The sequence below is a fragment of the bacterium genome (genome assembly GCA_028820935.1).
Taxonomy (GTDB): Bacteria; Actinomycetota; Acidimicrobiia; order Spongiisociales; family Spongiisociaceae; genus Spongiisocius.
Genome location: JAPPHZ010000032.1, coordinates 45,154 through 69,548, shown reverse-complemented (window position 1 = coordinate 69,548; position 24,395 = coordinate 45,154). Strand labels below are relative to the sequence as shown.

The window sequence follows — 24,395 nt, the reverse complement described above, 5'->3', positions numbered from 1 at the left end:
CGGCAACCTCCTCACCGGCCTACGCGGAGCCCTCCCCGACTCAGGTCCCTCAGGCGGTCTTTCGGGAGAGCCGTTCCAGCACGTCGGGCACGCCTCCGGGAGTCACCACGACCACCCGCAGGCCCGCTGCCTCCAGGAAGGCGCCGGCCGCGAAGGCCCGGTAGCCGCTCCCGCAGGTCACCCACACCTCTCTCGACCGATCCAATCCTTCGGGAAGGCCGTCCTTGAGGTGGGGCAGGTAGCGGTAGAGGGATCCCTCGAGGTGGCACTCCTCCCACTCCCCCGGCGAACGGACGTCCAGCACCTGGAGGTCGTCGCCCGCTGTTATGGCCGCGGCCAACTCGTCCGTGGTCCTGGTCTCGAACGACGCCAGAGAGCCTCCGGCCTCCACCCAGCCGGAGACTCCGTGGACGACGCCTAGAACGTTGTCGAAGCCGATCCGTCCGAACTGGCGAGCCGCTTCCTCCACGTCCTGGCCTCGCTCGGCCACCAGGACCACCGGGCTGTCGAAGGGCAGGAGCCAACCGGCCCACACCGCCACCTGATCGCTCATCTCCAGCCCCAGGGACCCCGGGATGTGCCCGGCCGCGTATGCGCCGCCGGGCCGTATGTCGACCAGCCCGGCGTTGTCCGGCAGGCCGGACGGGTCCAGCACGTCGAGGTCCGGAGCTGCCAGGGGTTCGGGTCCCATGAGGTTGATCGGCCCCATGTGGGCGTAGTAGGCGGGGAAGGGTTGGAGTCCGGCCAGCTGCCCGGCCACGAAGGCGTCCACATCCGGGTACGCCAGCACCGGATTGGTCCGCCGCTCCATCCCGATGGTCGAGACGGTCCGCCCGGCGCCCGACGCGGTGCAGAAGGATCCCTCGCCATGGGTCGGATAGAGGCCGGTCTCGTCGGGAAGCTCCGCCAGCCGGTGGACCGACATGTACTGGAGCCGGGCAAGTTGCTCTGCGCGGTCGTCGCCCAGCAGGTCGGACCGCCCTGCAGAACCCACCAGGAGGCTCCCGCCGGAGAAGACCGCCAGGATCTCCCCTTCCGCCAGAATCGCGTAGCTCATGTGCTCGGGCGTGTGGCCGGGCGTATGTAGGGGCCGGATCACCACCGGGCCGCCGCGGAGATCCTCCTTGTGGAAGGCGGGGAGGTGGTCGAAGGCCACGCCGGCCGCAGCAGGCAGCACGAGCCGGGCGCCGGTCCGGCGGGCGAGGTCGCGCCCGCCCGACACGTAGTCGTTGTGGATATGCGTCTCGAGGACATGGGTGAGCTGTATGCCCGCATCGAGGGCGGCTCGCTCGAACCGCTCCACGTCCCGCTGCGGATCGATGACCACGCCGCCCCCGTCGTGCGTCAGCAGGTAGGTGCTGTCCCCCAAGCCGTCGGTCCGAAACGTCGTGATGTCCATGTCCCTCCCAGGAGCGCGGCTTACCGGCCGGTCTTCCCACCCTATCCGAGACCCCCCGGTATGGCTGCCGGCATGGCCCCGTCCAGATCGCGGAGGTGTTACCCCGAGTCCGCTCAGCCAGACTCCCAACGGACTTCCGGAGCGCACAGAGCCCGGCCGTCTCCAGACCGGCGCGGGTGGCACGAGAGGATCGCGGGCACGATGGTGGTAGACCAACATTGCGACGAACAAAGGGCTACGGTGGTCGATGCGGCAGGTTGGACTCCCTGCTGATCGTTCGAGTTTGGTCGACCAATCGACTGACGGAAAGGCGGGTGATCTGAGGTGGGTGGCCGCAGGCGCCGGGCCAGGCTACTTGTCATCCTGGCAGCGGCGCTGACGTTGGGGGTTGTTGCAGCGGTCCTCGTGGTACGGGGCGACGATCAGGTTGGGCTTGAGCGCTGCGAGGACGTGCCGACCCTAGCGTCGCGCTTGGAGGGGAACCTGGGAGCCCGCGCGAACCCTGATCCGGTGGTGATGGACGTGCTCGGCACTTACAGCGACGAGCATGCTGACGTCTACGGGGGGTTATGGATCGATCGGTACAGCCGGGCGGTGGTGGTGGCGGTCACTGACGATGCTGAGGCCCACCGAGAGGCGATCCTGGCGCTGGCTCCACCCTCCAACGAGACATCGAACGGTGAAACGGGCCGTCTTGGCGAGCGTGACGACGTGACGATCGACGTGGTGCAGGTTCGCTTCACCCAGGCCCACCTGGAGGCCATACAGCACCAGATCATGGCCGCCGTGTCCGGTCTGGACTTTGACCGCTCGGTGGGATCAGGTCTCTCAATCACCCAGAACCGGGTGAGCCTCGACTTGTTCAACCCGCCCGAGGGAACCCTCGACCAACTCACACGGATCGTCCCTGACCCTACGGCTGTCTGCGTTTCGGTCTACTACGCCCCCGAGCCGCCCAGCGGGCCGTTGGACGTGATCCCCGACCTGCGCACCGAGGATCCTCTGGTCACCTGTCGGGGCCTTCCGCCGGTGCGCTACTCGCGACTCGTCGATCCGCCCTCCATCGACGAGGTCGATCATCCGGCGGTCGACGCCCTGCGCGCCGAACTCGGGTCGCAGGGCGGCGAGCCGATGCCTCACGGACGGTGGGTGGTCATCAGCATTGAAGACGACCTGGCCGCTTTCGCGGCTCTCTCGCCGGACGGTTTCGGCTACGCCGATTTCGAGCGCCGCGGCGACAAGTGGATACTCGGCGGAATGGGCTCAGGCCGTCCCTGTGAACCCATCGTGGCGCTCCCCGACGGCCTCAACCGGGTCGAGGTACGCCTAGACCCCGACTCCCTGCCCGGCCCCGACAGCACCACCCTCGACCTCTTGGTCACCGAGGCGGCGTGCGCCAGCGGCCGCGAGATGGGCGACGCTCTGCAAGGCCCCCAGGTGGTAGAAACCGACACCGCGGTGATCGTCGCTTTCGCAGCCATCCGCCCCAACGAACAGGGGTTCACGTGCCAAGGCAACCCATCCACCCCGGTGACCATCGAACTATCCCGACCACTCGGCAACCGGACGGTGCACGACGGACAGTACGTACCACCCAAACCTCTCGACCCAGATGGCCCGGACGTATAGGAGAACGCTCGCGCCAATCTGGACCCGGCGACGAACCCGCTAGCGACTTGAGCTCCAAGGCCAGGCCCGCCACCATCAGGTAGGCCTTATCTGCCCGGGATGCGACCAGTAGATTGGCCCGTCCCAGCACGTCCCGGTACTCCCTCCCAAGCGGAGATGTGGGCACGATGCCTTGGCCGACCTCGTTGCTGACCAGGATCCACCTGCCGCGCGCGGCGTCTATCAGGTCGAGCAGGCGCCCGACCTCCTCGAGGACCGCGCCCTCGGCATCGGAGGCTTGCTCGTCCTCGAGGAGGAGGTTGCTCATCCACAGGGTCAGGCAGTCGAGTACGAAGGCGTCGTAGCGATCGACGGAGAGCTACATGGCAACCAAGTGTGCCTGAAACACGTGCCAGTTTATCTATAGAGCAACAGCGGATCTAACGTCAACACTATCTCCTGCCAGATCGGTGCTAACTCTGAGCGGAGCTTTGAGATCAAGGTCCGACCCTCATGCCACACGTTTGTTTCGGGGAATATGTCGGTCCACCGCTGACCGGACCGAGCGGACCAAGTGTCCAGCCTCTTCCTGAAGGCTTGCACATTGCGCTCTGCCGTGTCTTGGTCCCCGTATACGAAGACGATGCTAATGAACAGTCCGCTGCTGTCGACGCCAATACCAGAACCCAGAGCATCGTACTCATCCAGAGGTGCAGTGTTGAAGTGTGCCCGCGCCGCCTCAATTTCCTCGTAACTACATGTGAAATCGCATCCGTAGAGATCTCTTGCATCAAGGACTTCCGCGTTCCCGCTAAGCAATGCGGAATAAGCTCCCAGGCCATCCAATGTTCTGGCGACCAAAGCCATATCCGAGTCGTCAGCCAGGGTATCTGATTCGCCTGACTGGGCACGGATCAGAGCCCTCATTTCCTCCGTCCCCAACGTGCGGAAGATGTAGGAGTCCAACACAGCGACCCGGCCAAGCCGCCCAAGGACATCGAAGAATGGGGGCCGCAATACCTCCGCATAGTTGTGTACGTAGTCCTCGCCCCACGTCAAAAACTCGATTCCTTTGTATCTTTCTCTGTCTATATCAGGGCACTCGGTACAGCTGGTCGCGGCACCTTCAACCTTCCCCGGGCTGAAGCGACCTACAACTACCTCAAAATGGCCCGGTCGACAAGATATGGGGTCGGACTCAATGCTTTGGTCTACGTGTCTCACATCGTAACCCCAATATGGTTGGAGTTCTAGGGCATGAAGATAAAGGTCGCTATATCCGCTCAACCAAGGACCCCACGCAAAGTACGCGGTAGTGGAGAAATGTCGTATGTACTCCTCCAAATCCTCGATGGTGGCCTGACCGCCGGGCAACGCTATGCCGTGGGCGTCTCGAGCCCGCGCATAATCGTTGAGGATTGCCCACTCACATGCCTCCTGAGTGGCAGGAATCAGGCCCAGGAGAGTCTCGAAGTTGCCTCTCGCTTCCACAGCTGAAGTCGCCTCGGGCCTGTCCGAAGGCGTGGGACTTCGCTCATCGGTCCCGGTTGCGGGCGCTGCCAGGGCGCGGACGCCGCCTGCTTCGTTGTCTTGGAATCCCACGAAGACCATGCCGTCGTGGATTGCGAAGGCGCGCTGATCACCGTCGGCGAAGACGGCCCGGGACGTCCACAGCAGTTCCCCGAGTTCGGCGTCGATGGCGTGGACCTCCTGCTGCGACGATCCCAGGTACAGCACGCCGTCCTCGAGCGCCATCGGGCCTGAGCCCTCGACCGCCAGCGCCCATTTCTGTGCGCCCGTGACCGCATCGAGCGCCAACAGGCCCTCGAACAAGTCCACGACGAAGATCGACTCGCCGGCGGCAAATGGCGTGCCGAGCAGCAAGCTGACGGGTGCGGACCACAACGCCCTGCCCGAACGTGCGTCCCCGGCGTGCAAGAGACCGCCGCCGGTTACGAGGAATGCGCCATCTACGGTTCCGGGCACAGCAGCATGACCGACCACGTCCTCTACGTATTCGAAGGCCCACAGCATTGTGCCCGAGGCTGCGTCCCGCGCCACTGCGCAATACGCGGTCGCACTGCCGCTTAGGCACGAGATCGGCTCAGACCTCCATGTGTCATCGATCTCTGCGGGGTCGACGGTTCCCATCACGGCGACCGTGCCGGATGAGAACGCCACCTGCGCGCCGGGGCTCACCCCGGCGGACCAGACGGCCGCTCCGGTCTCGATGTCGAGCGCGTGCATCGTCGTGTCGTCGGACACGAGGACCCGGTCGCCGGCCACGGCCAGGGGAAACAGGAGCGGCAGTTCGCTGGTGCGCACTTCGGAGGCCCATACCGGCGTGCCCGTCGCCAGATCGATCGCGGTGACCGTCGAACTGAACGACGAACCGGTCTCGTTGATGAAGACGACCCCGGCGGCGAACGCCGGCCTGCCGCGCGTCGAGCCGCTCCTCGGCCACTGCCACTGCACCCAGCCCGTCCGAGCGTCGAGAGCGGAGTGCGTGCTCCCACCGCTGATGAGCACCACTGTCTCGGCGCCGCTTGGTGGGACGCTGATATGCCCGCCGTGGTCGAACACCCATAGAGGCTCGCCGCCGGCGCTGTCGAGCGCCCACACGCCGCCGGAGTAGTCGCTCGCCAGCACCACGTTGTCGATGACGGTCGGCGCGACCGCTACGGGTGATCCGGTCGAGTTGACGACCGTCTCCCAGAGCCGGGGGGCCTGCGGGTCGGCCGTATCTCCCGACAGTCCTTCCGACCCCTGGTCCGGCAGGCACCGCCACAGCGCGGCGTCGAAGCTCTCGGCCAGTTCCGATTCCAAGTCCTCCGGGTTGGCATACAAACGCCACACGGTTGCCATGTCGAGTTCGACGAACGCGGCGCGCAAGCACTCGCCGGCGGCTGGATCAAGCGACAAACCCCGCGTCAAGGTCAGGTCATCAGCGAGCATGGCGACGGATGCGTACGCTGCCGACTCGCGCCCGAGGCACCCGAAGACACCCTCCATCCACTCCGACAATTCAAAGATCAACGCGATCGGCAACTCGAGGAGCCAGGTGATGAGTTCATCGTCGTAGTCGAACGCCTCGAGGAAACACGACCATTCCGCGTCCGAGAATCGGTCGAACAGGTCGGCCCAGGTGGAGTCGACGGTTCCTTCCCACACGGCAACGGCCGTGACACCCGCCAGTTCGCCGACCTCCTCGGCAGGATCAGCTCCATCCTCGTGGTCGGCCTCTCCGGCCGGACCGGCCTCGTCGACCTCATCGGCGAGGTCAACTCCGTCGTCTTCGCCCAGGCAGGCGTCGGCGCCCGCCCAAAGGATGGCGACCAAGGCGCCGAATTCTGTGCCGTCGCGGATGAAGTCGTCGGACGTGAGCGCGACATACAGCTCGTCGCGGTCGACATCGGGTTCGCGTGCGGCATCGAGCGCGGCGTGCGTCATGCATCGGAGATCCGCGTCGTTGAGCTCCCCGCCGTAGGAGCTATCGACCAGGTACTCCAGCACCGTGCCGGCCAAGTCGGAAACGCACCAGAACAAGCGACTCACCACCACTTCGTCGAACTCCTCGAAGAACTCCGAAACGTCGGGCGCCACGAACTCGTGCTCGCTCTTGAGCACTCTCGCTGCAGTCCCGGAAAGGAGAGCGTCGTGCGGGAGCTGCGAGATGCATTCCCGATCCCAGCCGGTCATAGCCGCGACGTCGAGCTCCTCCTCCTGGATCAACGCGCTGAGATACACCGCAGTCGCGTTGCGATCCGACAGGCATCGCCAGGACTCGTGCGGCCAGCGGTCTCCGCCGATGCCGATGCCCAGCAACTCGGTGCCGACAAGCGGCCAGCCTTCGAAGCCCCCTGGCCCGAGAACCGGCGTGTCCAGAAAGCTGTCAAGGCCGTCGTCCTCGTAGGCGCTGTCGGCGCACCCGGCCTCGTCCTCCCCCGCAACGGCCTCGACAAGGTCCCTCCAAGTGGTGTCGCTGCCGATGTCTAGTAGCGGCGTACCGGTGCCTGGCGTCCTGGCCGCGCCCGCACCGGTCTCGTCGTCGGATCCTCCTCCGGAGCACGCGACAGCAATGAGGCAAAGAGCGAGCAACGCAGACGCTGTTCGCAGCCCCCCACCACGTCGCCGGGTCACGGTTGCCTCTCCTTGTGCTCGCCCACTACGAGCAACGGGCGTGTTCGCTCCAGGTTACTTCGCTGAGTGAATAGAAACCCACTCGTAGAACCCGATTGTGGTGATATCTCTACGAATCGGCTGAGCGGGGCCGGGTTCAAGGGAGTATGGAACCCCTCGGGCGCGGTGGACGGCCAGGACCAAGAGGGCCGCTAGCCTGCGCCCCGTGACTGATCCGCGAGGGACTTGAGCTCCAAGCCCAGGCCGGCCACCAACAGGTAGGCCTTGTCCGCCCTTGACGCGACCAACTGGTTCACGCGGCCCAGCACATCCCGGTAGTTCCTTCCGAGCGGTGATGCGGGCACTATGCCCTGGCCGACCTCGTTGCTGACCAGGATCCACCTGCCGCCCGCCGCGTCTATCAGGTCGAGCAGGCGCCCCATCGCCTCGAGGACCGCGCCCTCGGTATCGGAGGCGTGCTCGTCCTGGAGGAGGAGGTTGCTCACCCACAGGGTCAGGCAGTCGAGGACGAAGGTGTCGTAGCGATCGACGAGCGGCTGGACGGCCCTGGTGACGTGGATGGGCTCCTCGAGGGTGTCCCAGCGCTCCGGCCGGTGGCGACGGTGGGCGGCGATGCGCCGCTGCATCGCCTCGTCGAGGGCTTCGGCGGTGGCGATGAAAAGCACCCGCTCCCCGTCCCGCGCCATGCGTTCCGCCATGGTGCTCTTTCCGGAGCGAGCCCCGCCGAGGACGAGTACGAGCTCATGCGGGCGGGTGGCCGTACTGTTCGAATTGTCAGACATCGAAGCCCGGCCCGAGATGGCTGGTGTCGTTGAGCAGGTCGATGGTCGCTCCGCCCTCGTCGAACACGGTGACTGCGGACAGCCCGGCGTTCGACAGCCGGAGTCTCCACATCGATTCGACCGGCAGCCCGAGCATCGAGACAATCATGGCGCGCAGGGTGCCTCCATGGGAAACCACCAGGATGTTCCCATCGGTTCCGGCGTGCCGTGCCGCGATCCGGGCCACGGCGGCGGATGCCCGGGCGAACAGCTCCAGGTCGCTCTCCCCTCCCGGGGGAGCGAACGCCGGCCGCTCGTCGAACAACTCCTCCAGCATGGCGGGGTACCGGAGTCGCAGCTCCTCGTAAGTCATCCCCTCCCACTCGCCGAAGCTCTTCTCCCTCAGGTCCTGCCGGTAGACGATCGGGGTGTCCCGGCCGCGCATGGCGGGCAGGGCCGTATCCGCCGCCCGGCGCAGGTCGCTCGAGTAGGCCGCCTCGAAGGTGACCGGGGCCAACCGGACCGCCACCGCCTCCGCCTGTTCCCGGCCCGCCTGGTTCAGGGGTGGATCCGCTTGGCCCTGTGCCCGCCCCACCCGGTTCCACTCCGTCTCACCGTGGCGCACGAGGAACCATCTATGCACGGTGCGTCATCCGGACTGCCTCTGAGCCAACCCCTTGCCGCCAATGGGCACGTCGCGACCTGCCCATGGCGCACCCCCGGAGCGAATACGAGCTTGCGAGGTCCTGCACACGGGTCTGTATAGAGAAATACAGCCTGTGGGCCACGATGTGCACTCGATCTTCACGCTACAGTCCATCGTCGGCGCGACAGGAGGTCTGGTCATGAGACGCATTATCGGGTTCCATGTTGTGCTCGTCCTGCTCCTGCCTCTCGCCCCGGCCACCGTCGCGCATGCCCAGGGGGAGGAGCCTGCCTATGACGAGGAAGCTGTCTACGACGCATTAGCCGGCTACTTCAACAGAAGGATAAGTTCGGCCGAACTGATCAGGAGAATCGAAGAGGAACTCGATAAGCCGAGGGGTGGGCCACCGTCACCATTTGGCGATGACACTCGCCCGGGCCGGTACGACCAGAGGGGCATACTCGAGACGTGCGGTGGGAGGCGCCAGCCGCCCCTCACGCCTGAAATGATCTTCTCGCGTCTGATGTACTTCTGCGATACAGCGACGAACACGTGGGCCCTGGTCCAGATACCCACTTATCGTGACTGGACGGATGAGTACCACTGGCCCAGCGGTGACTATTGCGTCTCCCGTCATGAAGGCCGCCACAGGGATGGCTCCGGGAAGACGGCGTGGCGAAACAACCCGCATTATCTGAACGACCCGACGCTGGGTCCCCAGGGCGGATGGCCACAAGAATGGGCCTGCCGTCCGGCCCATTGGAGGGAGGCGAACCCGGATCTCGCTCCCCCCGGGTGATGGTCTGTGAGGGTTGAGCACCCGGCCGGCGAGGAGTCAGCGGGCGTCGCGTGACCGGGGGGACATGGCGAAGGCCCATCGCTAGGAGAGGGCCGGCAGCGCTGGCCCTGGCGGTCGTCGCCCTGGCTCTGGTACCGGCGCCGGCGGCTGCGGACGCACACACCGCGGTGCGGATCCTGGATGTGGCGTCGGTGGATCCCGGCGGCGAGGTGGTAGTGACTGTCGAGGTGCGGGGGTTCGGGCGCTACGGAAGGGTCAGCGAGGTATTGCCCGAGGGCTGGACCCTGGTGGATTCGAACCTGCCGGAGCCGGCGGTCACGGTCGCGAACCGAACGATCAGGTTCCTGTTGCTGAACCTCGACCTGGCCGAGTCGGTCACCTTCTGGTACACGGTGCGGGCGCCGTACACCGCGGGAAAGTATGCCCTCCGCGGGGTGGTCCAGGACTCCGATCGGGTATCGAGGCCTGTCGGTGGCGCCGGCGAGGTCGTGGTGCGCCCCGTGCCCCAGGAGTGTCTGCGGGGCGGTTTCGGCGGAGCGGGCGATCCGCAGGACGCGAGGTTCTGCGACGTGCCGGTCGATGCCTATTACGCGACACCGGTCGCCAACCTTCACGCGGGGGCGGTCCTGAGCGGCACGCTGTGCGAGGAGGGGTTGTGCCCCTCGGCGCCGGTAGCCCGCAAGACCTTGGCGGTGTGGATGGTCCGCGTTCTCGACGGAGAGGATCCCGAGCCGGTCACACAGTCGCGGTTCGACGACGTGGACCCGCCCGTTTTCCACGCTCGGTTCATCGAGCGGCTGGCGGAGCTGGGCGTGACCGCCGGATGCGGCGACGGGAGCGGGTTCTGCCCGGACCGCACCGTGTCCCGGGCGCAGGCAGCAGCGTTCCTGTCCCGCGCCTACCGCCTGCCCGACGGGCCCGCCCCCGGCTTCACCGATGTGGCGGACGACGCCTGGTACGCGGCTGACGTGGCCAAGCTCGCGGCGTCCGGCATCACGCAGGGATGCGACGCCGACGGCAGGATGTTCTGTCCCGGCCGCGACACCACCCGCGGGCAATTGGCCACCTTCCTACACCGCGTCCAGACAGCAGACTTTTCTACGGGCTAGGTCGCCGGCCCTCTCCCCAGAACGACCAGAATGACCGGCGCCGCCTAACGCGGGACCAGGGACGCGCCGAACAGCGCGTCAACGTCGATTGCGTCCTCCAGGGCCGAAGCCACCTCGTCGAGGGCTTCCTCCACCACCGTCGCAAACTCGAGGTCGGGGTCGGCGGATGCGCCGAGGCGAGCCAGCCAGGCCCGCCGGTATCCGTCGCTGTTGAACAGCCCGTGGAGATGGACCCCTCCGACCCGTCCGTTCGGGCTCTGCGCGCCGTCGGGGCCGTGGGTAATGTGCAGCATCGGCCGGTCCAGATCGGGACCGGTGACCCGCCCGTTGTGGATCTCGTAGCCGTGGACGGACGCACCGGACAGAGCGCACCGGCCCGCAGCCTCCCGGACGATCTTGGTGTCCGCCATGGTGGTCTCGATTTCGAGCAGTCCGAAACCCGCCACGCTGCGGGCGGGTCCGTCCACACCGTTCGGGTCGTGGACCGCCCGCCCCAGCATCTGCATCCCGCCGCAGATGCCGAATACCCGTCCGCCCCCGCGGGCATGGGCGATGATGTCGTGGTCCCACCCCTGCTCCCTGCAGAAGTCCAGATCGCCGATCGTCGACTTGGTGCCCGGTAGCAGGATGAGGTCGACATCCCTCGGGATCGGTCGGCCCGGCCGGATGAGCAGGCACTCCACGCCGGGCTCCGAGAGGAGGGGATCGAGGTCGTCGTGGTTGGCGATGCGGCCGAGCAGGGGAACCGCCACCCGGAGGGGGTCCGGATCGCCCGAGGACCGGGTCGCCGAGGCAACCGATTCGGGCAGGGCCACCGCGTCCTCCGAGGGCAGGCGGGCCGCCGCGGCTATCCAGGGGACCACGCCGAAGCACTTCCAGCCGGTGCGCCTCTCGATCAGTTCCACGCCGGGTGCGAAAATGCGACGGGCTCCCCGGAACTTGTTGACCACGAACCCGGCCACCATCGCCGCATCGGCCGGGTCAAGCACCGCGTGGGTGCCCACGAGCGAGGCGATCACCCCGCCCCGGTCGATGTCGCCGACGATGCAGACCGGCACGCCGGCCCGGCGGGCGAAGCCCATGTTGGCGATGTCATGGTTGCGGAGGTTGGTCTCGGCCGGGCTCCCTGCACCCTCCACGATCACGAGGTCGTGGGTGGCGACCAGCCCGTTGAAGCTGTCGATGACCACGTCGAGCAACCCGCCGCGGTCACCGATGTAGTCACCCGGTTCGAGGAGACCGTATGGCTCCCCGCGGACGATCAACTGGGCCGTACGGTCGGACTGCGGCTTGATCAGGACCGGGTTCAGATCCGGGCGCGCCGGGACCCCCGCGGCGCGGGCCTGTAGGGCCTGGGCGCGGCCGATCTCGCCACCGCCCGGACACGCCGCAGCGTTGTTGGACATGTTCTGGGGCTTGAAGGGGGACACGGTCATGCCCCGCCGGACGGCAAGACGGCAGAGCCCTGCCACGATCAGGGACTTGCCGGCGCTCGAGGCGGTCCCCTGGATCATGATGGCGCGCATGGACGGACAGGTTATCTGTCGGCGGTCAGTGGACAGAGGTCAACGATCGACCGAGGACGTCGGTCAAGGCATCGATCAGGCGGTGGCTGTCCTGTATCCCTCTCACGCCTATCCGGATGTGGCCGGGCATACCGAACGACGTGCAGTCGCGGACGCAGACGCGGTGGCGTCTCAGTAGCTCAAGGCGGAGGGCCGTGGCGTTTCCGACCTCGACCAGCAGGAAGTTGGCACTCGGGGGCGTACACGCCAGGCCGAGGCCACGAACCTCTCGCACCAGGTACTCGCGGGCGGCCCTTACGACCGATCGGCCCTTCTCCACGTGGTCCGGGTCGTCCAGGGCGGCAACGCCCGCCGCCTGGGCGACCGCGTTCACGCTCCACGTGTACTGGAAACGCCTCACTTCCCGCACCATCCGGGCCGGCGCCACCATGTACCCCAGCCGCAGGCCGGGGAGCCCGTGCTGCTTGGTCATGGAGCGAACCAACGCCACGTTGCCGGTCTCCAGCAGGGGCGCCGTATCCCAGCGCTCGTCCACGAAGGACGCGTAGGCCTCGTCCAGCACCAGCAGCCCACTGTCACCCACCGCCCGGGCACAGGCCTCGACCTCGTTCCGTTCCAGATACGTTCCGGTCGGGTTGTTGGGGTTGCAGATGAAGACCAGCTTGGGCTGCAGCTCAGCAAGGAGATGCGTGACTTCCGCTATGTCCCAGCGGAACTCCCTTCCGGGGGCGGCCCGGATGGGAAGGGGCTCGACCAGGTGGAGGCGGCAGGCCGCCTCGTACTCGCCGAAGGTCGGGGCGAAGACGGCGGCGGGGCCACCCCGGCGGAGCCGGGCGCTCGTGACGAGGTGGATCAGTTCCGTCGATCCGTTTCCCACCAGGATGCGGTCCGGTGGAACTCCGAGATGCGCGCTCAGAGCGTCACGCAGTTCGGTGCACTCGGGATCCGGGTAGGCGGACAGGTCGACCCTCCGGATAGCCTCGGTCACCCGCCGGGAGATGCCAAGGGGGTTGATGCTGGCGCTGAAGTCCACCACCTCGTCGGGGCGCAGACCGAGAGCCTCCAGTTCGGCGATGTCCAGACCGCCATGGACCGGGCGGGAGTCCGGCACCCGCTATCCCCACACCCATCCGCGGAGGGCGAGCACGCCAACCATCACCGGCAACGCCGCCGCCGACACCGCGTACCCGAGCCGTACAGCGGCGCCGATGTCGGAGTGACCGGGACCCCTCAGCCCATCCCCGATCCGGTAGTGACCGGGTTTCTCGAGCACCACCCCCAGCAGCCCGGCCGCCGCGCCGATCGTCCAGCCCGCGTTCGGGCTCGCCGTCGACCTACGGTCCCGGACGGCGACCTGCCGGCCACGGGCGGCCGGAAGCCCGCAGAGCAATCTGCCCGCCACCAGCATCAACAGAGCGCTCAGCCGGGCCGGGATCAGGTTGACCAGATCGTCGAGCCTGGCAGCGGCCTTGCCAAGGTACTCGTACCTGCCCCGGTAGCCGATCATGCTGTCCAGGGTGTTGATCGCCCGGTAGGCGAAGGCGCCCGGAAGGCCGAACAGGGCGAAGGCCAGCCACGGCCCGACGAAGCTGTCCGTGGTGTTCTCCGCCACGGACTCGATGGCCGCCATCGCCACCAGAGGGGGCGCCAGCGCCCGCGTATCGCGGCTGACCAGGCTGCGCAGGCTCCGCCGGGCACCCTCCCCATCCCCCGACTCCATGGCCGAGCGGGTCCTGTTGGCCGCACGCCCCAGTTCCCTGACCGCGAACGTGGTGCTGAGCAGGACGGACCCCACCAACACATAGGCGATCGGTCCGAACTGGCGTAGGGCAGAGGTGGCGAGCCAGGCAACGCCGCCGGCAACGGCGGGCACGAGGACGGCCATCCCGACGCCGGCGACCAGCGAGGGCCACATGCGATCGGGACCGGGCGAGAGTCGTTCGAGCCACGCGATCAGCTTGCCCATCCAGACCACCGGGTGGATGGCGGACGGCGCCTCCCGGGCTACCAGGTCCACCAGGATCGCGACGACCAGGGTCACCGCTTCAATACGCCAATCGCCCCACCACATCCGGCCCGGCCTCAGACAGTCATGCCAAGGAGAGCGAGAAACGGTGAAACGAGCGCCCCCGAATCTCGCTGGGTGAGAACCACCGCCAGCGCGAGCACCACGGCTTCGCTCGTTTCGCATGCTGCGCCGTAGATGTCACCCGTGACGCCGCCGATGCGTCGCTTCGCCCACGCTCCGACCGCCCAGGCGACGAGGCCCGCCGCCAGCCCCAGCAGTAAACCAACCGGACCCGTCAGGATCACGGTTGCCAACAGGGCTACGGCCGAACCGACCACCAGGCTCCGCCGGCTGCCGCCGCGGAGGAACGGCGCACCGAGGCCCTCTTGCCGCACGTAGGGGAACCGGTCCATCACGACCAGGATGGCCCAACGGGACAGGCAGGGAACCAGCACGATCGTCCAGAGCCGGCTCTCGCCGGGTAGCGCGGCCAGCGCGGAGACTTTGGCGAACAGGAGGAGGACGACAGCGACGACCCCGAAGGCGCCAACGTGGGGATCCCTCAGAATCTCCAGCCGCCGCTCCCGGTCGTGCCCACCCGCCAGGGCATCGCAGGTGTCCATCAAGCCGTCCAGGTGGAGACAGCGCGTCAGTAGCGCCAGGACGGCTACGAGCACCACCCCCTCCAGTAGGACCGGAATCTCCTGGAACCCCACCAGCCCGTGGACACCCGGCGTCGCTCCGCCCGCCTCGAACTCCAGGAAAAACGGGGCACCCCGGAGCCCGGTCAGGATGGACTCGAGTTCGGGGACACCCGTCGGGGACCAGGGGATCACATATGCCAGGCGGAACAACACGTCCACCACCGCGACGGACACCCCCAGCAGGAGGCCCACGACCGGGAACCAGGCCGGCGCCTTCGACAGCCCGGCCGTGGAAGTCCGCGCCCCGGCGGGGAGGATGGTCAGGAAGCCGATGGCGGCACGTAGTCCCTTCATCCCCCTGCCTCTTCCAACACCGGATTATCGGCGGTGCGGTCCGAGACGCCCGCCTCCCCGAAGGTGGCCATCCCGCCTAGGCAGGCCGCGGCGGCTTCGATGATGCCCATGGCCAGGACCGCGCCGGTTCCCTCCCCAAGTCGCATCCCCAGGTCCAGGAGGGGATCGAGTCGCATGTGGGCCAGCACGGCGCCGTGGCCCTTCTCGGCGGAGCGGTGGGAGGCGATCAGGTAGTCACGGACCGCCGGGCTCAGGCCGTAGGCGATGAGAGCGGCCGCTCCCGAGATGAACCCGTCGAGCACGACCGCCCGCCGCTCGGAGGCCGCCCCCAGCACCACTCCGGCGAGCACGCCGATCTCGAACCCGCCCACCTTGGCAAGCACGCCGACCGGGTCGCCCGGGTCCGGGGCGTTGACCTCCAACGCCCGCGCGACCACGGACGCCTTATGGCGTAGCTCCTCGGGGCTGCGACCGGTGCCTACCCCCGTTGTCTCGGAGGCGGGCCTACCGGTCAATGCGGCAGTGATGGCGCTGGAAGCGGTGGTATTGCCGATGCCCATGTCCCCGGCCGCTATCAGGTCCGCGCCCGACACCGCAACCTCCCTGGCCAGGGCCGCGCCGGCCTCGAGGCAGCGGACCGCTTGCTCTCTGGACATGGCCGGCCCCCGGCTCATGTCGGCCGTTCCACGCCCGATCCGCAGGTTCCGGAGTCCGGGCTGGTCGGGGAGCCGGGCCGCCGCGATCCCCGCATCCACGACTACCTGGCGCACGCCCCCCAAGCGCGCCATGACGCTGATTGCCGCACCGCCCGCCAGGAAGTTCCGAACCATCTGGACGGTCACCGCCTGCGGGTAACCCGTGACTCCTTGGGCGACCACGCCGTGGTCGCCGGCCGCAACTATCACCGCCTTGCCCCGGATCGCCGGCCGTTCCGCGGCGAAGATCCCGGCCAGCTGTACCGAGACGTGCTCCAGCCGGCCGAGGCTGCCGGGGGGCTTGGTCAGGTTCATCTGCCTCGCCTCGGCGCTTCGCATCGCCTTGGCATCGGCAGGGCCGATCCGCTCGAGGATCTCCGATAGGGCTATAGCGTCGTTCATGGGCACAACCTCTTCAGGGAATCACCTCGGACCGCCGACCGCTATAGTACGTCTCGGCCCGGAGAGACAACCGGGTGCCATGGGGACCAGCGAAGTCCGGTGTGAGTCCGGCGCTGTCCCGCAACTGTCAAGCCTCCCCCTCCGGGTGAGGACGAGCCAGGACGCCTGACCCATGGTCGCGTATCAGCTCTCGGAGGAAGGGTTGGTCGTGCAGGTTCCCGCCCAGGAACCCGACGATCTCTCTTCATCCTCCCTGATTCAAGGAGGATGTTTTTTTGCGAGGAAAACACCTACTTCAACTGCTCCTTGCCGCTCTGCTCCTGGTCGCAGGCGCATGCGGCGGTGAGACCCAGGACACCACCACCCAGCCTGAGACGACGGCGGCTCCTACGAGTCCGACGACCCAGGCAACGACGACCACGGCTGCCACAACGACGACCGCTTCTCCCACGACGACGGCTGCGGAACCAACAACGACAGCCGCCCCGACCACCACGGAAGCACCCACCACGACGACCACCGTGGCTCCGACCACATCGACCACCGAGGCGCCCGCCTTCCCGGTCACCGTCGCAGGAGTTGTCATTCCGGAGCGGCCGGCAGCCATCGTCTCGCTGTCGCCCACGGCGACCGAGATGCTGTTCGCGGTCGGGGCCGGAGACCAGGTGATCGCGGTGGACGAGTTCTCGAACTACCCGCCCGAGGCGCCGGTCACCGAACTCAGCGGTTTCCGTCCCAACCTCGAAGCGATCGCCGCCTACGGACCGGACCTGGTGGTGATGTCCGGGAACCCCGAGGAGATAGCGTCCGGCCTCGAGGCGCTGGGCATCCCGGTACTCATCCACGAAGCTGCGCTAAGCCTGGACGACGCCTACCGCCAGATGCGCCAGACGGGGGCGGCCACGGGACACTCCGGCGCGGCCGAGCAACTCGTGGCCTCCATACAGGACGAGATCGCCGGTCTCGTCGACCGGTACGCCGACCCCGGCCTCGGCCTCACCTTCTACCACGAGATCTCGGACACCTTCTTCTCCGCCACCTCCAGTACCTTCATCGGCACCGTCTACGGCCTGTTCGGGCTGGAGAACATCGCGGATGCGGCCGATCCCGACGGGTACGGCTACCCGCAGCTGTCCGCCGAGTACATCCTCGAGGCGGATCCCGACATCATCTTCTACGGCTGCGCGATCTGGTGCGGGACCAGCGCCGACTCCATCTCCGAACGGCCCGGCTGGGACGAGCTGCAGGCAGTCCGCAACGGGTACCTGTTCGAGGTCGACGACGACATCTCCAGCCGTTGGGGACCGAGGTTGATCGAGTTCGTCAGGCTCATCGGACAGACCCTCCAAACCCTGTCCGAGGCGGGTTGAGCATCGATGGGCGAACCGGCTACCGGTCTCGAGCCTGTCCGCCTCCGGTGGGGGTGGCTGGCCACGATGCTGGCGGTGCTCCTGGGCGCGGTGCTGGCCGGGATCACGGTCGGACCCGCCGGAATAGGCCCGGGGCAGGTGATCAACGAGCTGCTCGGCGCCGGCCTGGCCGGGAGGCCCTCGACGCTCTCGTCGATCCAGCAGGCCATCATCTGGGAGATCCGCCTTCCCAGGGTGGCTCTCGGGGGCCTCGTGGGAGGCCTTCTATCCCTGGCCGGAGCTTCCTACCAGGGCGTCTTCCGGAATCCTCTGGCCGATCCCTACCTCCTCGGGGTAGCCGCCGGCGGCGGTCTCGGGGCTACGGTGGTGATCGCCCTGGTTCCGGGGGCCGGCTCTTCACTGCTCCCGCTCGCCGCCTTCGTCGGCGCCTCGGTCGCCGTTGCCCTGACCTATGCGGTGGGCCGTTCGATGGGAGGGCGGAGCGCGGTCTCGCTCATCCTGGCCGGAGTGGCGGTGGCCGCCTTCTTCACAGCCGTCCAGACCTACATCCTGCAGCGCAACGCCGACACAATCCGCCAGGTCTACTCATGGATCCTCGGCCTGCTGGCGACTACCGGATGGCGTGAGGTGCTGGTTCTGGTCCCGTATGCGGTCGTCTGCGGCGCCGGGCTGGTGTTGCACAGGCGGTTGCTGGACGTCATGAGCGTGGGGGACGAGGAGGTGGACAGCCTGGGCATCTCAGCCCTACGGGTGAGGACCACGGTAGTGGTTCTCGCCACGCTGGCCACGGCCGCGGCCGTGGCGGTGAGCGGGCTGATCGGGTTCGTAGGCATCGTGATCCCCCATACCATCAGGCTGCTCGTAGGCGTCAGTTACCGATCCCTGATACCCATATCGGCCGTGGCCGGGGCGGCGTTCTTAATCCTTGCCGACCTGGCCGCCCGTACCGTGGCCAGCCCGGCGGAGCTCCCGATCGGGGTCATTACCGCCTTCGTCGGAGCTCCGTTCTTCATGGTCGTGCTACGCACCAGCCGGCGGTACGTGGCATGAGCGTGGTCATCGACCGCCTATCGGTCTCCTACCGGCCCGGCGCGCCCGTGCTCAGGGAGCTGAGCCTTGACGTGAACGCAGGCGAGTGGCTGGGGCTGCTGGGGCCGAACGGCGCCGGCAAGTCGACATTGCTCAAGGCGATCGCCGGGCTCGTGGAGCACACGGGATCCATCCTGCTGCGGGGAGTAGACGCCGGGTCGCTCCGCCACCGCGACCGGGCCCGCTGCGTGGCGTTCGTTCCCCAGGAGCCGGTGATCCCTCCGGGCATGACGGTGACCGAATACGTCCTGCTGGGCAGGACGCCCCACCTCCCCTACCTCGGTACCGAGGGCCGCGGCGACCTGACGGTGGCCGCTTCGGCCCTGGCCCTGCTCGACCTCGAGCCGTTCGCCAACCGCAGCATGTCCGCGCTCAGCGGAGGGGAGCGCCGCCGGGTGGTTCTGGCGAGGGCGATCGCCCAGCAGGCCGACATCCTGCTGCTGGATGAACCCACCGGCGCTCTCGACATCGGGCAGGGACAGAACGCCCTGGAGTTGATCGGCTACCTGCGCGAGGAGCGCCCCATGACGATCATCACCGCCATGCACGACCTGACCCTCGCCGGGCAGTTCGCCGACCGCCTCCTGCTCATGGCCGGCGGCCGGGTGGTCGCTGACGGTCCTGCAGCCCAGGTCCTCACCGCCGAGTACATAAGAGAGTTCTACCAAGCCAACGTCGAGGTGGTCAGCGTCAACAGTGGCGTTGCCGTCCTCCCGATCAGGAACGGTGCCAGATGAGCGAAGCTCCCCGAACAGAAGATCCCCGCCGGCCAGAAACCAGACGAGCACCATCGGTGGTCATCGTCAACACCGGCGACGGCAAGGGCAAGAGCACGGCCGCCATGGGCATGGTGATGCGATCGGTGGCCCGCAACTGGCAGGTGGCCGTGGTGCAGTTCATCAAGTCCGGCAAGTGGAAGGTGGGCGAGGAGAAGATGGGCCATCGGCTCGGAGTCGACTGGGACGTGGGCGGCGACGGCTTCTCCTGGGACAGCGAGGACCTAGACCGCTCCGCCGAACTGAACCGTGATGTCTGGCGCCTGGCGAGAATGCGGATCGAGGAGGGCAAGCACCGCCTCGTGGTCCTGGACGAGATCACCTACCCCATCAACTGGGGCTGGATCGACGAAAAGGAGGTGGTCTCCACGATCGCCAACCGACCCGCCGACGTCAACGTGGTCGTAACGGGCCGCGACGCTCCCGCCGGCCTGATCGAGATCGCCGACACCGTCACCGAGATGACCCTGGTCAAGCATGCCTACGACCAGGGAATCCGCGCCATACGCGGCATCGACTTCTAGCAGTGGCCAGGAGCTCGTGGCCACCGACCGGCGAACCGCCTACTCCTTCGACTCCTCGGTAGAGGGGGCCGGATCCATCGACGTCGCTACGGGTACCTTGATCTCGCTGCTGCGGAACCAGACACCCACCGGCAGGTCGGTCGGCAGGTAGCGAATGTCGGGGATGATGGTCTCCCCATCGGTGCCGATGAATCCCAGCTCGGTCCGGCCGCCGGCAACGCGCCGGGCCCGGATCCTCCCGATCGAGTCCCCCCGCACCTCCACGTCACCGCTGACCTGCCATCGGCCGGTCGGTACGTCTTCGCGCAGGAAGCGCTCGGGCGGCAGGACTTGGCGACCGCCGGCAAGCTCGACGCCGTGCTCCAAGCTGCCGTCCTCGCCCAGCCGGGCGATGATACGCAGCCGATGGGGAGCCGGACTCGACGCCGGAGCGGAAGGCGTGTGAAGGCCGAGCATCGTTCGAAGCTCGGGGCTGTGAGAGATCGACAGGCGTCGCAGGAACCGTTGGTTCGCTGTACCGGCCGTCGTCACCCCGCACAGCGCGCTGTCGACCGACAGTCCATGGATGGGCCGGAGGGCCCGCATCTCGGCGTCGAGAGCTACTAGCCCTTCGAGGTCGGCGATGTCAGCCGCTTCGAGCGCGTCGCGCAGGGCCTTCGAGCCCGGGTGGCAGCGCGCCTCCGCCATCATCTCCCGGACGCCGGGATCCTTCCATCCCTCTTCGGCGGTCCGGGCCGCGGTGACGATCCCTCCCGCCGTCACCGCCGCCGCCACGACGCTTTCGGCATAGGCGACCTGGGAGTGAGCCTCCAGCGCATCCTCGAACGACAGCGCCGCTCCGTTCTCGATCCGCCTGAGGAGCGAGCGCCACGAGGACGCCATCCACGCGAACTCGGAAGAGGCCGCATCGGCTACCTGCAGCACCGACTCCTCGATCGTGATCGGGTTGAGCGCTTCTCCGGCTTCCAGCGAGTCGATCATCCCCGATGCCCCGACTACGGAGGCGTATCGCTGCGCGAACGCCTCACGGAGCGTGTTGGTCGACAGGTTCGCCACCGTGACCGCGGTCGGGTGTGCCTCCTCCGGCAGCGCCGCTATCTCCGGCCGCTCGAATAGGCCATCCAGCAACTGGGTTCGCACCCCGGCCGCATAGATCGCCCTGAGCCGAACCTCCGCATCAACCTCTGCGGCCGGGTCCGTGGCGGACTTCACCTCGGTCGTAACCTCCCCGTCGCTGTCGGCTTCCGCGGCCACCGTGTACCTGGCGCCGTCTACACGCACGTCTACGGCTTCGAACGTGGGACCGCTCAGAACGAACAGGTTCTGCCACTGACCGTGGAACCCGATCTCGTTGCCCGCGCGGTCGTAGGTGACGACCCCCACGAACACCCAGGTGGGGCCGGACCGGAAGAAACTGACCTCGAACGGAGCAACCTCGCTAATCGAAGTGCTGCCCGGGCTAGCCGCATCCGACCCGGAGTGATACGAGACTCCGGCTTGCCAATGCCCCGCAACAGATCTGTGGCGCTTGAACACGCGGGGGCCTACCACGTACAGCACGGCGTAGCCGCCGGGGGCGAGGTCGCCGCCGAGGTTCCCGGCCCGGTACTCGACGAGGAACGGATCGCCCGCCACCACCTCCGCCGGGACCCGCACCTCCTCGATCTTCAACCGGGCTCGTTCCTGCTCCGCCTGCTCGTCCACTAGGTGGACCGTGAGGTCGAAATCGGATCGCAGGGGTTGGTAGTCGCGCTCCAGGTAGGTGGTCGCCTCGATGAAGTAGACGCCGGCCTGCAAGTATCGGACGATGCGGGCGTTGCGACTCTCCCCGCCATCGTCGTTGGCTCCGATTATGCCGCCCGCCAGCGACGCCAGGGACAGGACAGGATCGCCATCCTCCGACGCCAGGTCGATACGAACGCGACCGGCCTGCTCGAGGTTGAACGTGTAGCCGTGAGCCGGATGCTCGACAACGAAACGGGACCCGCAGGTGTCGAGAGTCCAGGATCCGGATGCGGTCAGGTCGGCGCCCGCTCCCAGCGTCCCGAGGTGCACCGGCTCGCAACCGGATACGTAACTGACCGAGATGGCGAAGTCCGCCGGTCCCCGGCTCCGGCCCCCTACCGTCGTGGCCTCGATCATGTACACGCCGGGCAGCAGGTCTCTCTCGACGCGGCTGTCCAGCCCGGCACCGCCGTCGTCGTTGCCGACGATGCGGGTACCGTCCTCGGCGAGCAGGTAGAGGTAGGGGTCCGCCCCGGCGGATGTCAGCTCGATCCTGACCCGTCCTGCCGTAGTGACCTCGAACCTGTAGGTGCGGGCGTCGCTGCCGGCGCGGAACCGTGAATCGCAGTCCTCGGTCGTCCAGTGCCCGGCCGCCTCCAACCTGTTGTCGCCCAACGTCCCGAGGTCTGTGACCTCGCAGTCCGCCGACTCCTGCCCCAGCACGGCTCCCGACCCCGGCAGGGCGAGGACGCTCGCCACCAGGGTGAGGGCGATGAAGGCCCGCCCCAACCGGTGCGCTCCAGGCCTGCCGGCCAGGACTCGTTCCATCTCGAACCCCCTTGCTTCGGATAGCTGTCAGATGGGTGCTGCGGGCACCCGAACACCTTGAATACCGGGCGTTGATGGTAGCCAGGGAGCCGATGGCCACCGATCCACCAACTACCGGCCGCTACAGCCGCGGGTTGATCCGTTCCTCTAGGGAGAAGGCGATCAGGGCGAAGCCGAGCGAGGCCAGCATGATCAGGAGTCCGGGCGGTAGCACCCACCATTTCCAGGCAGGGGTCAGGAAGGCGCCTCTGGCCTGGGCCCAGAACAGGGTGGAACCCCAGCTCTTCTGGATGGGATCCCCGAGGCCGAGGAAGCTGAGGGCGGCCTCCAGGAGGATCGCGCTCGAAACCGCCCGCACGAACGATCCCGTGGCGAGTAGCCCCGTCCGGGGAACGATGTGCCGCAGGATCGTCCAGCGGTCGGGCGCCCCCATCGACCGGGCCGCCAGCACGTACTCCCGCGATCTGAGCGACAGGACCTGCGAGCGGATGATCCGGGCCGGCTCCGCCCAGATGAGCACCCCGATCACCACGATGGTGTTGAGAAGGCTCCGTCCGAGATAGGCGGCCAGCACGATCAGCAGGGGCAGGAACGGCAGGATCAGGATCACGTCGACGCCTCGCATCATGGCCGAGCCCAGACGTTTCGGGTAGTAGCCCGCCACCACCCCGACCGTGGTTCCGATCAGGAGGGCCACGGCGGCCGCGACTATCCCAATCGTCAACGACACGCGTGCCCCGAAGATCATCTCCGAGAGCAGGTCCTGGCCGATGTCGTTCGTGCCGAGCAGGTGCTCCGAGCTGGGGAACAGGAAGGGTCTGGCCACTCGCTCGGTCGGGTCGTAGGGCGCTAGCCAGGGGGCGAACACCGCTCCGCACACGAGGACCCCCACGATCAGTCCACCGGTCAGCCCGAACAGGGTGGGGATGCGGGAACGCCGCCGGGCGGTGCGCCGCGCCGCCCGCTCTCGGCTGCCGGCGCCCGTCATGGGGTCCTGGTCCTCGGATCGATCAGCGGATACAGCAGGTCGGCCAGAAGGTTGCACGCCAGCACCGCCGCCGTGAACACCAGGAAGGCCGCCTGCATCACCGGATAGTCACGCCCTGAGACCGCTTCGAACACCAGACGTCCCAGTCCTGGGTAGGTGAACACCGTCTCGACTATCACGGTGCCTCCGAAGGCGAACCCGAGACGGAGGGCGAGAACGGTCACCACCGGTGCGATCGTGTTGCGGGCCACGTGCCCGAACAGCACCCGCCGCTCGCCGGCGCCCTTGGCCCGTGCGGTGCGGATGTAGTCCTCCCCCAGCGTTTCCAGCATCGAATAGCGCATCGTCATGTACACACCGGGCGTCGCCAGGATGGAGAGGGTGACCACCGGCAGGATGGCGTGGCTGATGATGTCCCACGTGTGGGCCCACCCGACCAGACCGGAAGCGGGGGTCACCGCATGGGACGACGGCAGCACGCCCCACTGGACGGCGAAGATCGAGATGAGCAGCATGCCGAGCCAGAAGGAAGGCAGCGACTCGATCGAGATCATCCCCGAGAGCATGCCCAGGTCGGCCTTGGTCCCCCTCCTCCACGCCGAGATCGCCCCGAGGATCACTCCCGCCACCGCCGACACGATCAGCGACAACCCCGTGATCAGCAAGGTCCACGGAAGCCGGTCCAGGATCATGTCGACGATGGGCCGGCTCGACCGGAACGAGTACCCGAAGTCCCCGGTGAGTATGTCTCCCCAGTAGCGGAGGTACTGCTTCCACAAGGGTGCGTCCAGGCCCACCCTCGCCACGATCTCTGCCCGCTCATCAGGGCTCAGCAGGCCGACATCCACCCCGGCGATCAGGACCAGCGGGTTGCCCGGCATGAGCCTGGGCAGCAGGAAGTTGAGGGTGACCGCCACCACCACGACCACCCCGTACTGGGTGAGCCGACGGACGTCGAGACGCCGTCTCAACCCGTCAACTCACCCCCACGCACGCTGATGCGC

The 24,395-nt window shown here is 67.5% G+C and carries 20 protein-coding genes and 1 riboswitch; of the genes, 8 read left to right on the top strand and 12 right to left on the bottom strand.

Features of this window, described 5'->3' with window-relative positions:
- Positions 1–49: 49 nt before the first annotated feature.
- Positions 50–1,399: an MBL fold metallo-hydrolase gene (locus OXM57_09500; protein MDE0352913.1), complete on the bottom strand. Its 1,350-nt coding sequence runs from the start codon at positions 1,397–1,399 to the stop codon at positions 50–52.
- Between the two features lie 324 nt (positions 1,400–1,723).
- Between OXM57_09500 and OXM57_09495 the strand changes: the two genes are divergently transcribed.
- Complete coding sequence (locus OXM57_09495; GenBank protein MDE0352912.1) at positions 1,724–3,028, top strand: hypothetical protein; 1,305 nt, start codon at positions 1,724–1,726, stop codon at positions 3,026–3,028.
- Between the two features lie 172 nt (positions 3,029–3,200).
- Complete coding sequence (locus OXM57_09490; protein MDE0352911.1) at positions 3,201–3,434, top strand: hypothetical protein; 234 nt, start codon at positions 3,201–3,203, stop codon at positions 3,432–3,434.
- Here the strand turns inward: OXM57_09490 and OXM57_09485 are convergent.
- From OXM57_09485 to OXM57_09475, 3 genes are all read right to left on the bottom strand, one after another.
- Positions 3,425–7,147, bottom strand: a complete 3,723-nt coding sequence (locus OXM57_09485; GenBank protein ID MDE0352910.1) for a PQQ-binding-like beta-propeller repeat protein — start codon at positions 7,145–7,147, stop codon at positions 3,425–3,427. The two genes, OXM57_09490 and OXM57_09485, sit on opposite strands and share 10 nt — an antisense overlap.
- A 191-nt stretch (positions 7,148–7,338) precedes the next feature.
- Positions 7,339–7,929 (bottom strand): bifunctional adenosylcobinamide kinase/adenosylcobinamide-phosphate guanylyltransferase, encoded by a 591-nt coding sequence (cobU, locus tag OXM57_09480; GenBank protein MDE0352909.1) that lies wholly within the window; start codon positions 7,927–7,929, stop codon positions 7,339–7,341.
- Complete coding sequence (locus tag OXM57_09475; protein MDE0352908.1) at positions 7,922–8,551, bottom strand: histidine phosphatase family protein; 630 nt, start codon at positions 8,549–8,551, stop codon at positions 7,922–7,924. The genes cobU and OXM57_09475 overlap by 8 nt, the downstream gene beginning before the upstream one ends.
- A gap of 202 nt (positions 8,552–8,753) precedes the next feature.
- Between OXM57_09475 and OXM57_09470 the strand changes: the two genes are divergently transcribed.
- Together OXM57_09470 and OXM57_09465 are read left to right on the top strand one after the other, a co-directional pair.
- On the top strand, positions 8,754–9,353 hold the full coding sequence (locus tag OXM57_09470) for a hypothetical protein (protein MDE0352907.1): 600 nt from the start codon (positions 8,754–8,756) through the stop codon (positions 9,351–9,353).
- 50 nt (positions 9,354–9,403) lie between these two features.
- Positions 9,404–10,462, top strand: a complete 1,059-nt coding sequence (locus OXM57_09465) for an S-layer homology domain-containing protein (GenBank protein ID MDE0352906.1) — start codon at positions 9,404–9,406, stop codon at positions 10,460–10,462.
- Between the two features lie 44 nt (positions 10,463–10,506).
- On the opposite strand, the gene OXM57_09460 is transcribed toward OXM57_09465, so the two are convergent.
- The 5 genes from OXM57_09460 to cobT are packed head-to-tail and all read right to left on the bottom strand — an operon-like array spanning position 10,507 to position 16,091.
- Entirely contained in the window at positions 10,507–11,988 is a 1,482-nt protein-coding gene (locus OXM57_09460; protein ID MDE0352905.1) for a cobyric acid synthase, read from the bottom strand.
- Positions 11,989–12,013: 25 nt separating this feature from the next.
- Positions 12,014–13,099, bottom strand: coding sequence for a histidinol-phosphate transaminase (locus OXM57_09455; GenBank protein ID MDE0352904.1), 1,086 nt, complete (start codon positions 13,097–13,099; stop codon positions 12,014–12,016).
- A gap of 3 nt (positions 13,100–13,102) precedes the next feature.
- The gene (gene cbiB, locus OXM57_09450; protein MDE0352903.1) at positions 13,103–14,029 is read right to left on the bottom strand and encodes an adenosylcobinamide-phosphate synthase CbiB; all 927 of its coding nucleotides are present in this window, start codon (positions 14,027–14,029) and stop codon (positions 13,103–13,105) included.
- 41 nt (positions 14,030–14,070) lie between these two features.
- Positions 14,071–14,994 carry an adenosylcobinamide-GDP ribazoletransferase gene (cobS, locus tag OXM57_09445; GenBank protein MDE0352902.1) on the bottom strand — a complete coding sequence of 308 codons (924 nt, stop codon included), beginning with the start codon at positions 14,992–14,994 and terminating at the stop codon, positions 14,071–14,073.
- Positions 14,991–16,091, bottom strand: a complete 1,101-nt coding sequence (cobT, locus tag OXM57_09440) for a nicotinate-nucleotide--dimethylbenzimidazole phosphoribosyltransferase (protein ID MDE0352901.1) — start codon at positions 16,089–16,091, stop codon at positions 14,991–14,993. Before cobT ends, cobS begins: the two co-directional genes overlap by 4 nt.
- 55 nt (positions 16,092–16,146) lie before the next feature.
- A riboswitch (cobalamin riboswitch) is annotated at positions 16,147–16,279 on the top strand.
- An 87-nt stretch (positions 16,280–16,366) separates the two neighbouring features.
- Between cobT and OXM57_09435 the strand changes: the two genes are divergently transcribed.
- The 4 genes from OXM57_09435 (at position 16,367) to cobO (ending at position 19,850) form a co-directional block, all read left to right on the top strand.
- On the top strand, positions 16,367–17,461 hold the full coding sequence (locus OXM57_09435; protein ID MDE0352900.1) for an ABC transporter substrate-binding protein: 1,095 nt from the start codon (positions 16,367–16,369) through the stop codon (positions 17,459–17,461).
- Positions 17,462–17,527: 66 nt separating this feature from the next.
- Positions 17,528–18,511: an iron ABC transporter permease gene (locus tag OXM57_09430; GenBank protein ID MDE0352899.1), complete on the top strand. Its 984-nt coding sequence runs from the start codon at positions 17,528–17,530 to the stop codon at positions 18,509–18,511.
- Positions 18,508–19,287 carry an ABC transporter ATP-binding protein gene (locus OXM57_09425; protein ID MDE0352898.1) on the top strand — a complete coding sequence of 260 codons (780 nt, stop codon included), beginning with the start codon at positions 18,508–18,510 and terminating at the stop codon, positions 19,285–19,287. The genes OXM57_09430 and OXM57_09425 overlap by 4 nt, the downstream gene beginning before the upstream one ends.
- Positions 19,284–19,850 carry a cob(I)yrinic acid a,c-diamide adenosyltransferase gene (gene cobO, locus OXM57_09420; GenBank protein MDE0352897.1) on the top strand — a complete coding sequence of 189 codons (567 nt, stop codon included), beginning with the start codon at positions 19,284–19,286 and terminating at the stop codon, positions 19,848–19,850. Before OXM57_09425 ends, cobO begins: the two co-directional genes overlap by 4 nt.
- A gap of 39 nt (positions 19,851–19,889) precedes the next feature.
- On the opposite strand, the gene OXM57_09415 is transcribed toward cobO, so the two are convergent.
- The 3 genes from OXM57_09415 to OXM57_09405 all read right to left on the bottom strand — a co-directional run bounded on the left by OXM57_09415 (position 19,890) and on the right by OXM57_09405 (position 24,362).
- Positions 19,890–22,403 (bottom strand): PPC domain-containing protein, encoded by a 2,514-nt coding sequence (locus OXM57_09415; GenBank protein MDE0352896.1) that lies wholly within the window; start codon positions 22,401–22,403, stop codon positions 19,890–19,892.
- Positions 22,404–22,524: 121 nt separating this feature from the next.
- Complete coding sequence (locus OXM57_09410; GenBank protein MDE0352895.1) at positions 22,525–23,391, bottom strand: ABC transporter permease; 867 nt, start codon at positions 23,389–23,391, stop codon at positions 22,525–22,527.
- Complete coding sequence (locus OXM57_09405) at positions 23,388–24,362, bottom strand: ABC transporter permease (protein ID MDE0352894.1); 975 nt, start codon at positions 24,360–24,362, stop codon at positions 23,388–23,390. The genes OXM57_09410 and OXM57_09405 overlap by 4 nt, the downstream gene beginning before the upstream one ends.
- Between the last annotated feature and the right edge of the window lie 33 nt (positions 24,363–24,395).

What these genes read in the sequence shown, in the direction of transcription:
- OXM57_09425 (MDE0352898.1), top strand. Translation starts at nt 18,508, where the DNA reads ATGAGCGTGGTCATCGACCGCCTATCGGTCTCCTACCGGCCCGGCGCG.
- cobS (MDE0352902.1), bottom strand. Translation starts at nt 14,994, where the DNA reads ATGAAGGGACTACGTGCCGCCATCGGCTTCCTGACCATCCTCCCCGCC.
- OXM57_09410 (MDE0352895.1), bottom strand. Translation starts at nt 23,391, where the DNA reads ATGACGGGCGCCGGCAGCCGAGAGCGGGCGGCGCGGCGCACCGCCCGG.
- OXM57_09470 (MDE0352907.1), top strand. Translation starts at nt 8,754, where the DNA reads ATGAGACGCATTATCGGGTTCCATGTTGTGCTCGTCCTGCTCCTGCCT.
- cobO (MDE0352897.1), top strand. Translation starts at nt 19,284, where the DNA reads ATGAGCGAAGCTCCCCGAACAGAAGATCCCCGCCGGCCAGAAACCAGA.
- cobU (MDE0352909.1), bottom strand. Translation starts at nt 7,929, where the DNA reads ATGTCTGACAATTCGAACAGTACGGCCACCCGCCCGCATGAGCTCGTA.
- cobT (MDE0352901.1), bottom strand. Translation starts at nt 16,091, where the DNA reads ATGAACGACGCTATAGCCCTATCGGAGATCCTCGAGCGGATCGGCCCT.
- OXM57_09430 (MDE0352899.1), top strand. Translation starts at nt 17,528, where the DNA reads ATGCTGGCGGTGCTCCTGGGCGCGGTGCTGGCCGGGATCACGGTCGGA.
- OXM57_09500 (MDE0352913.1), bottom strand. Translation starts at nt 1,399, where the DNA reads ATGGACATCACGACGTTTCGGACCGACGGCTTGGGGGACAGCACCTAC.
- OXM57_09460 (MDE0352905.1), bottom strand. Translation starts at nt 11,988, where the DNA reads ATGCGCGCCATCATGATCCAGGGGACCGCCTCGAGCGCCGGCAAGTCC.
- OXM57_09415 (MDE0352896.1), bottom strand. Translation starts at nt 22,403, where the DNA reads ATGGAACGAGTCCTGGCCGGCAGGCCTGGAGCGCACCGGTTGGGGCGG.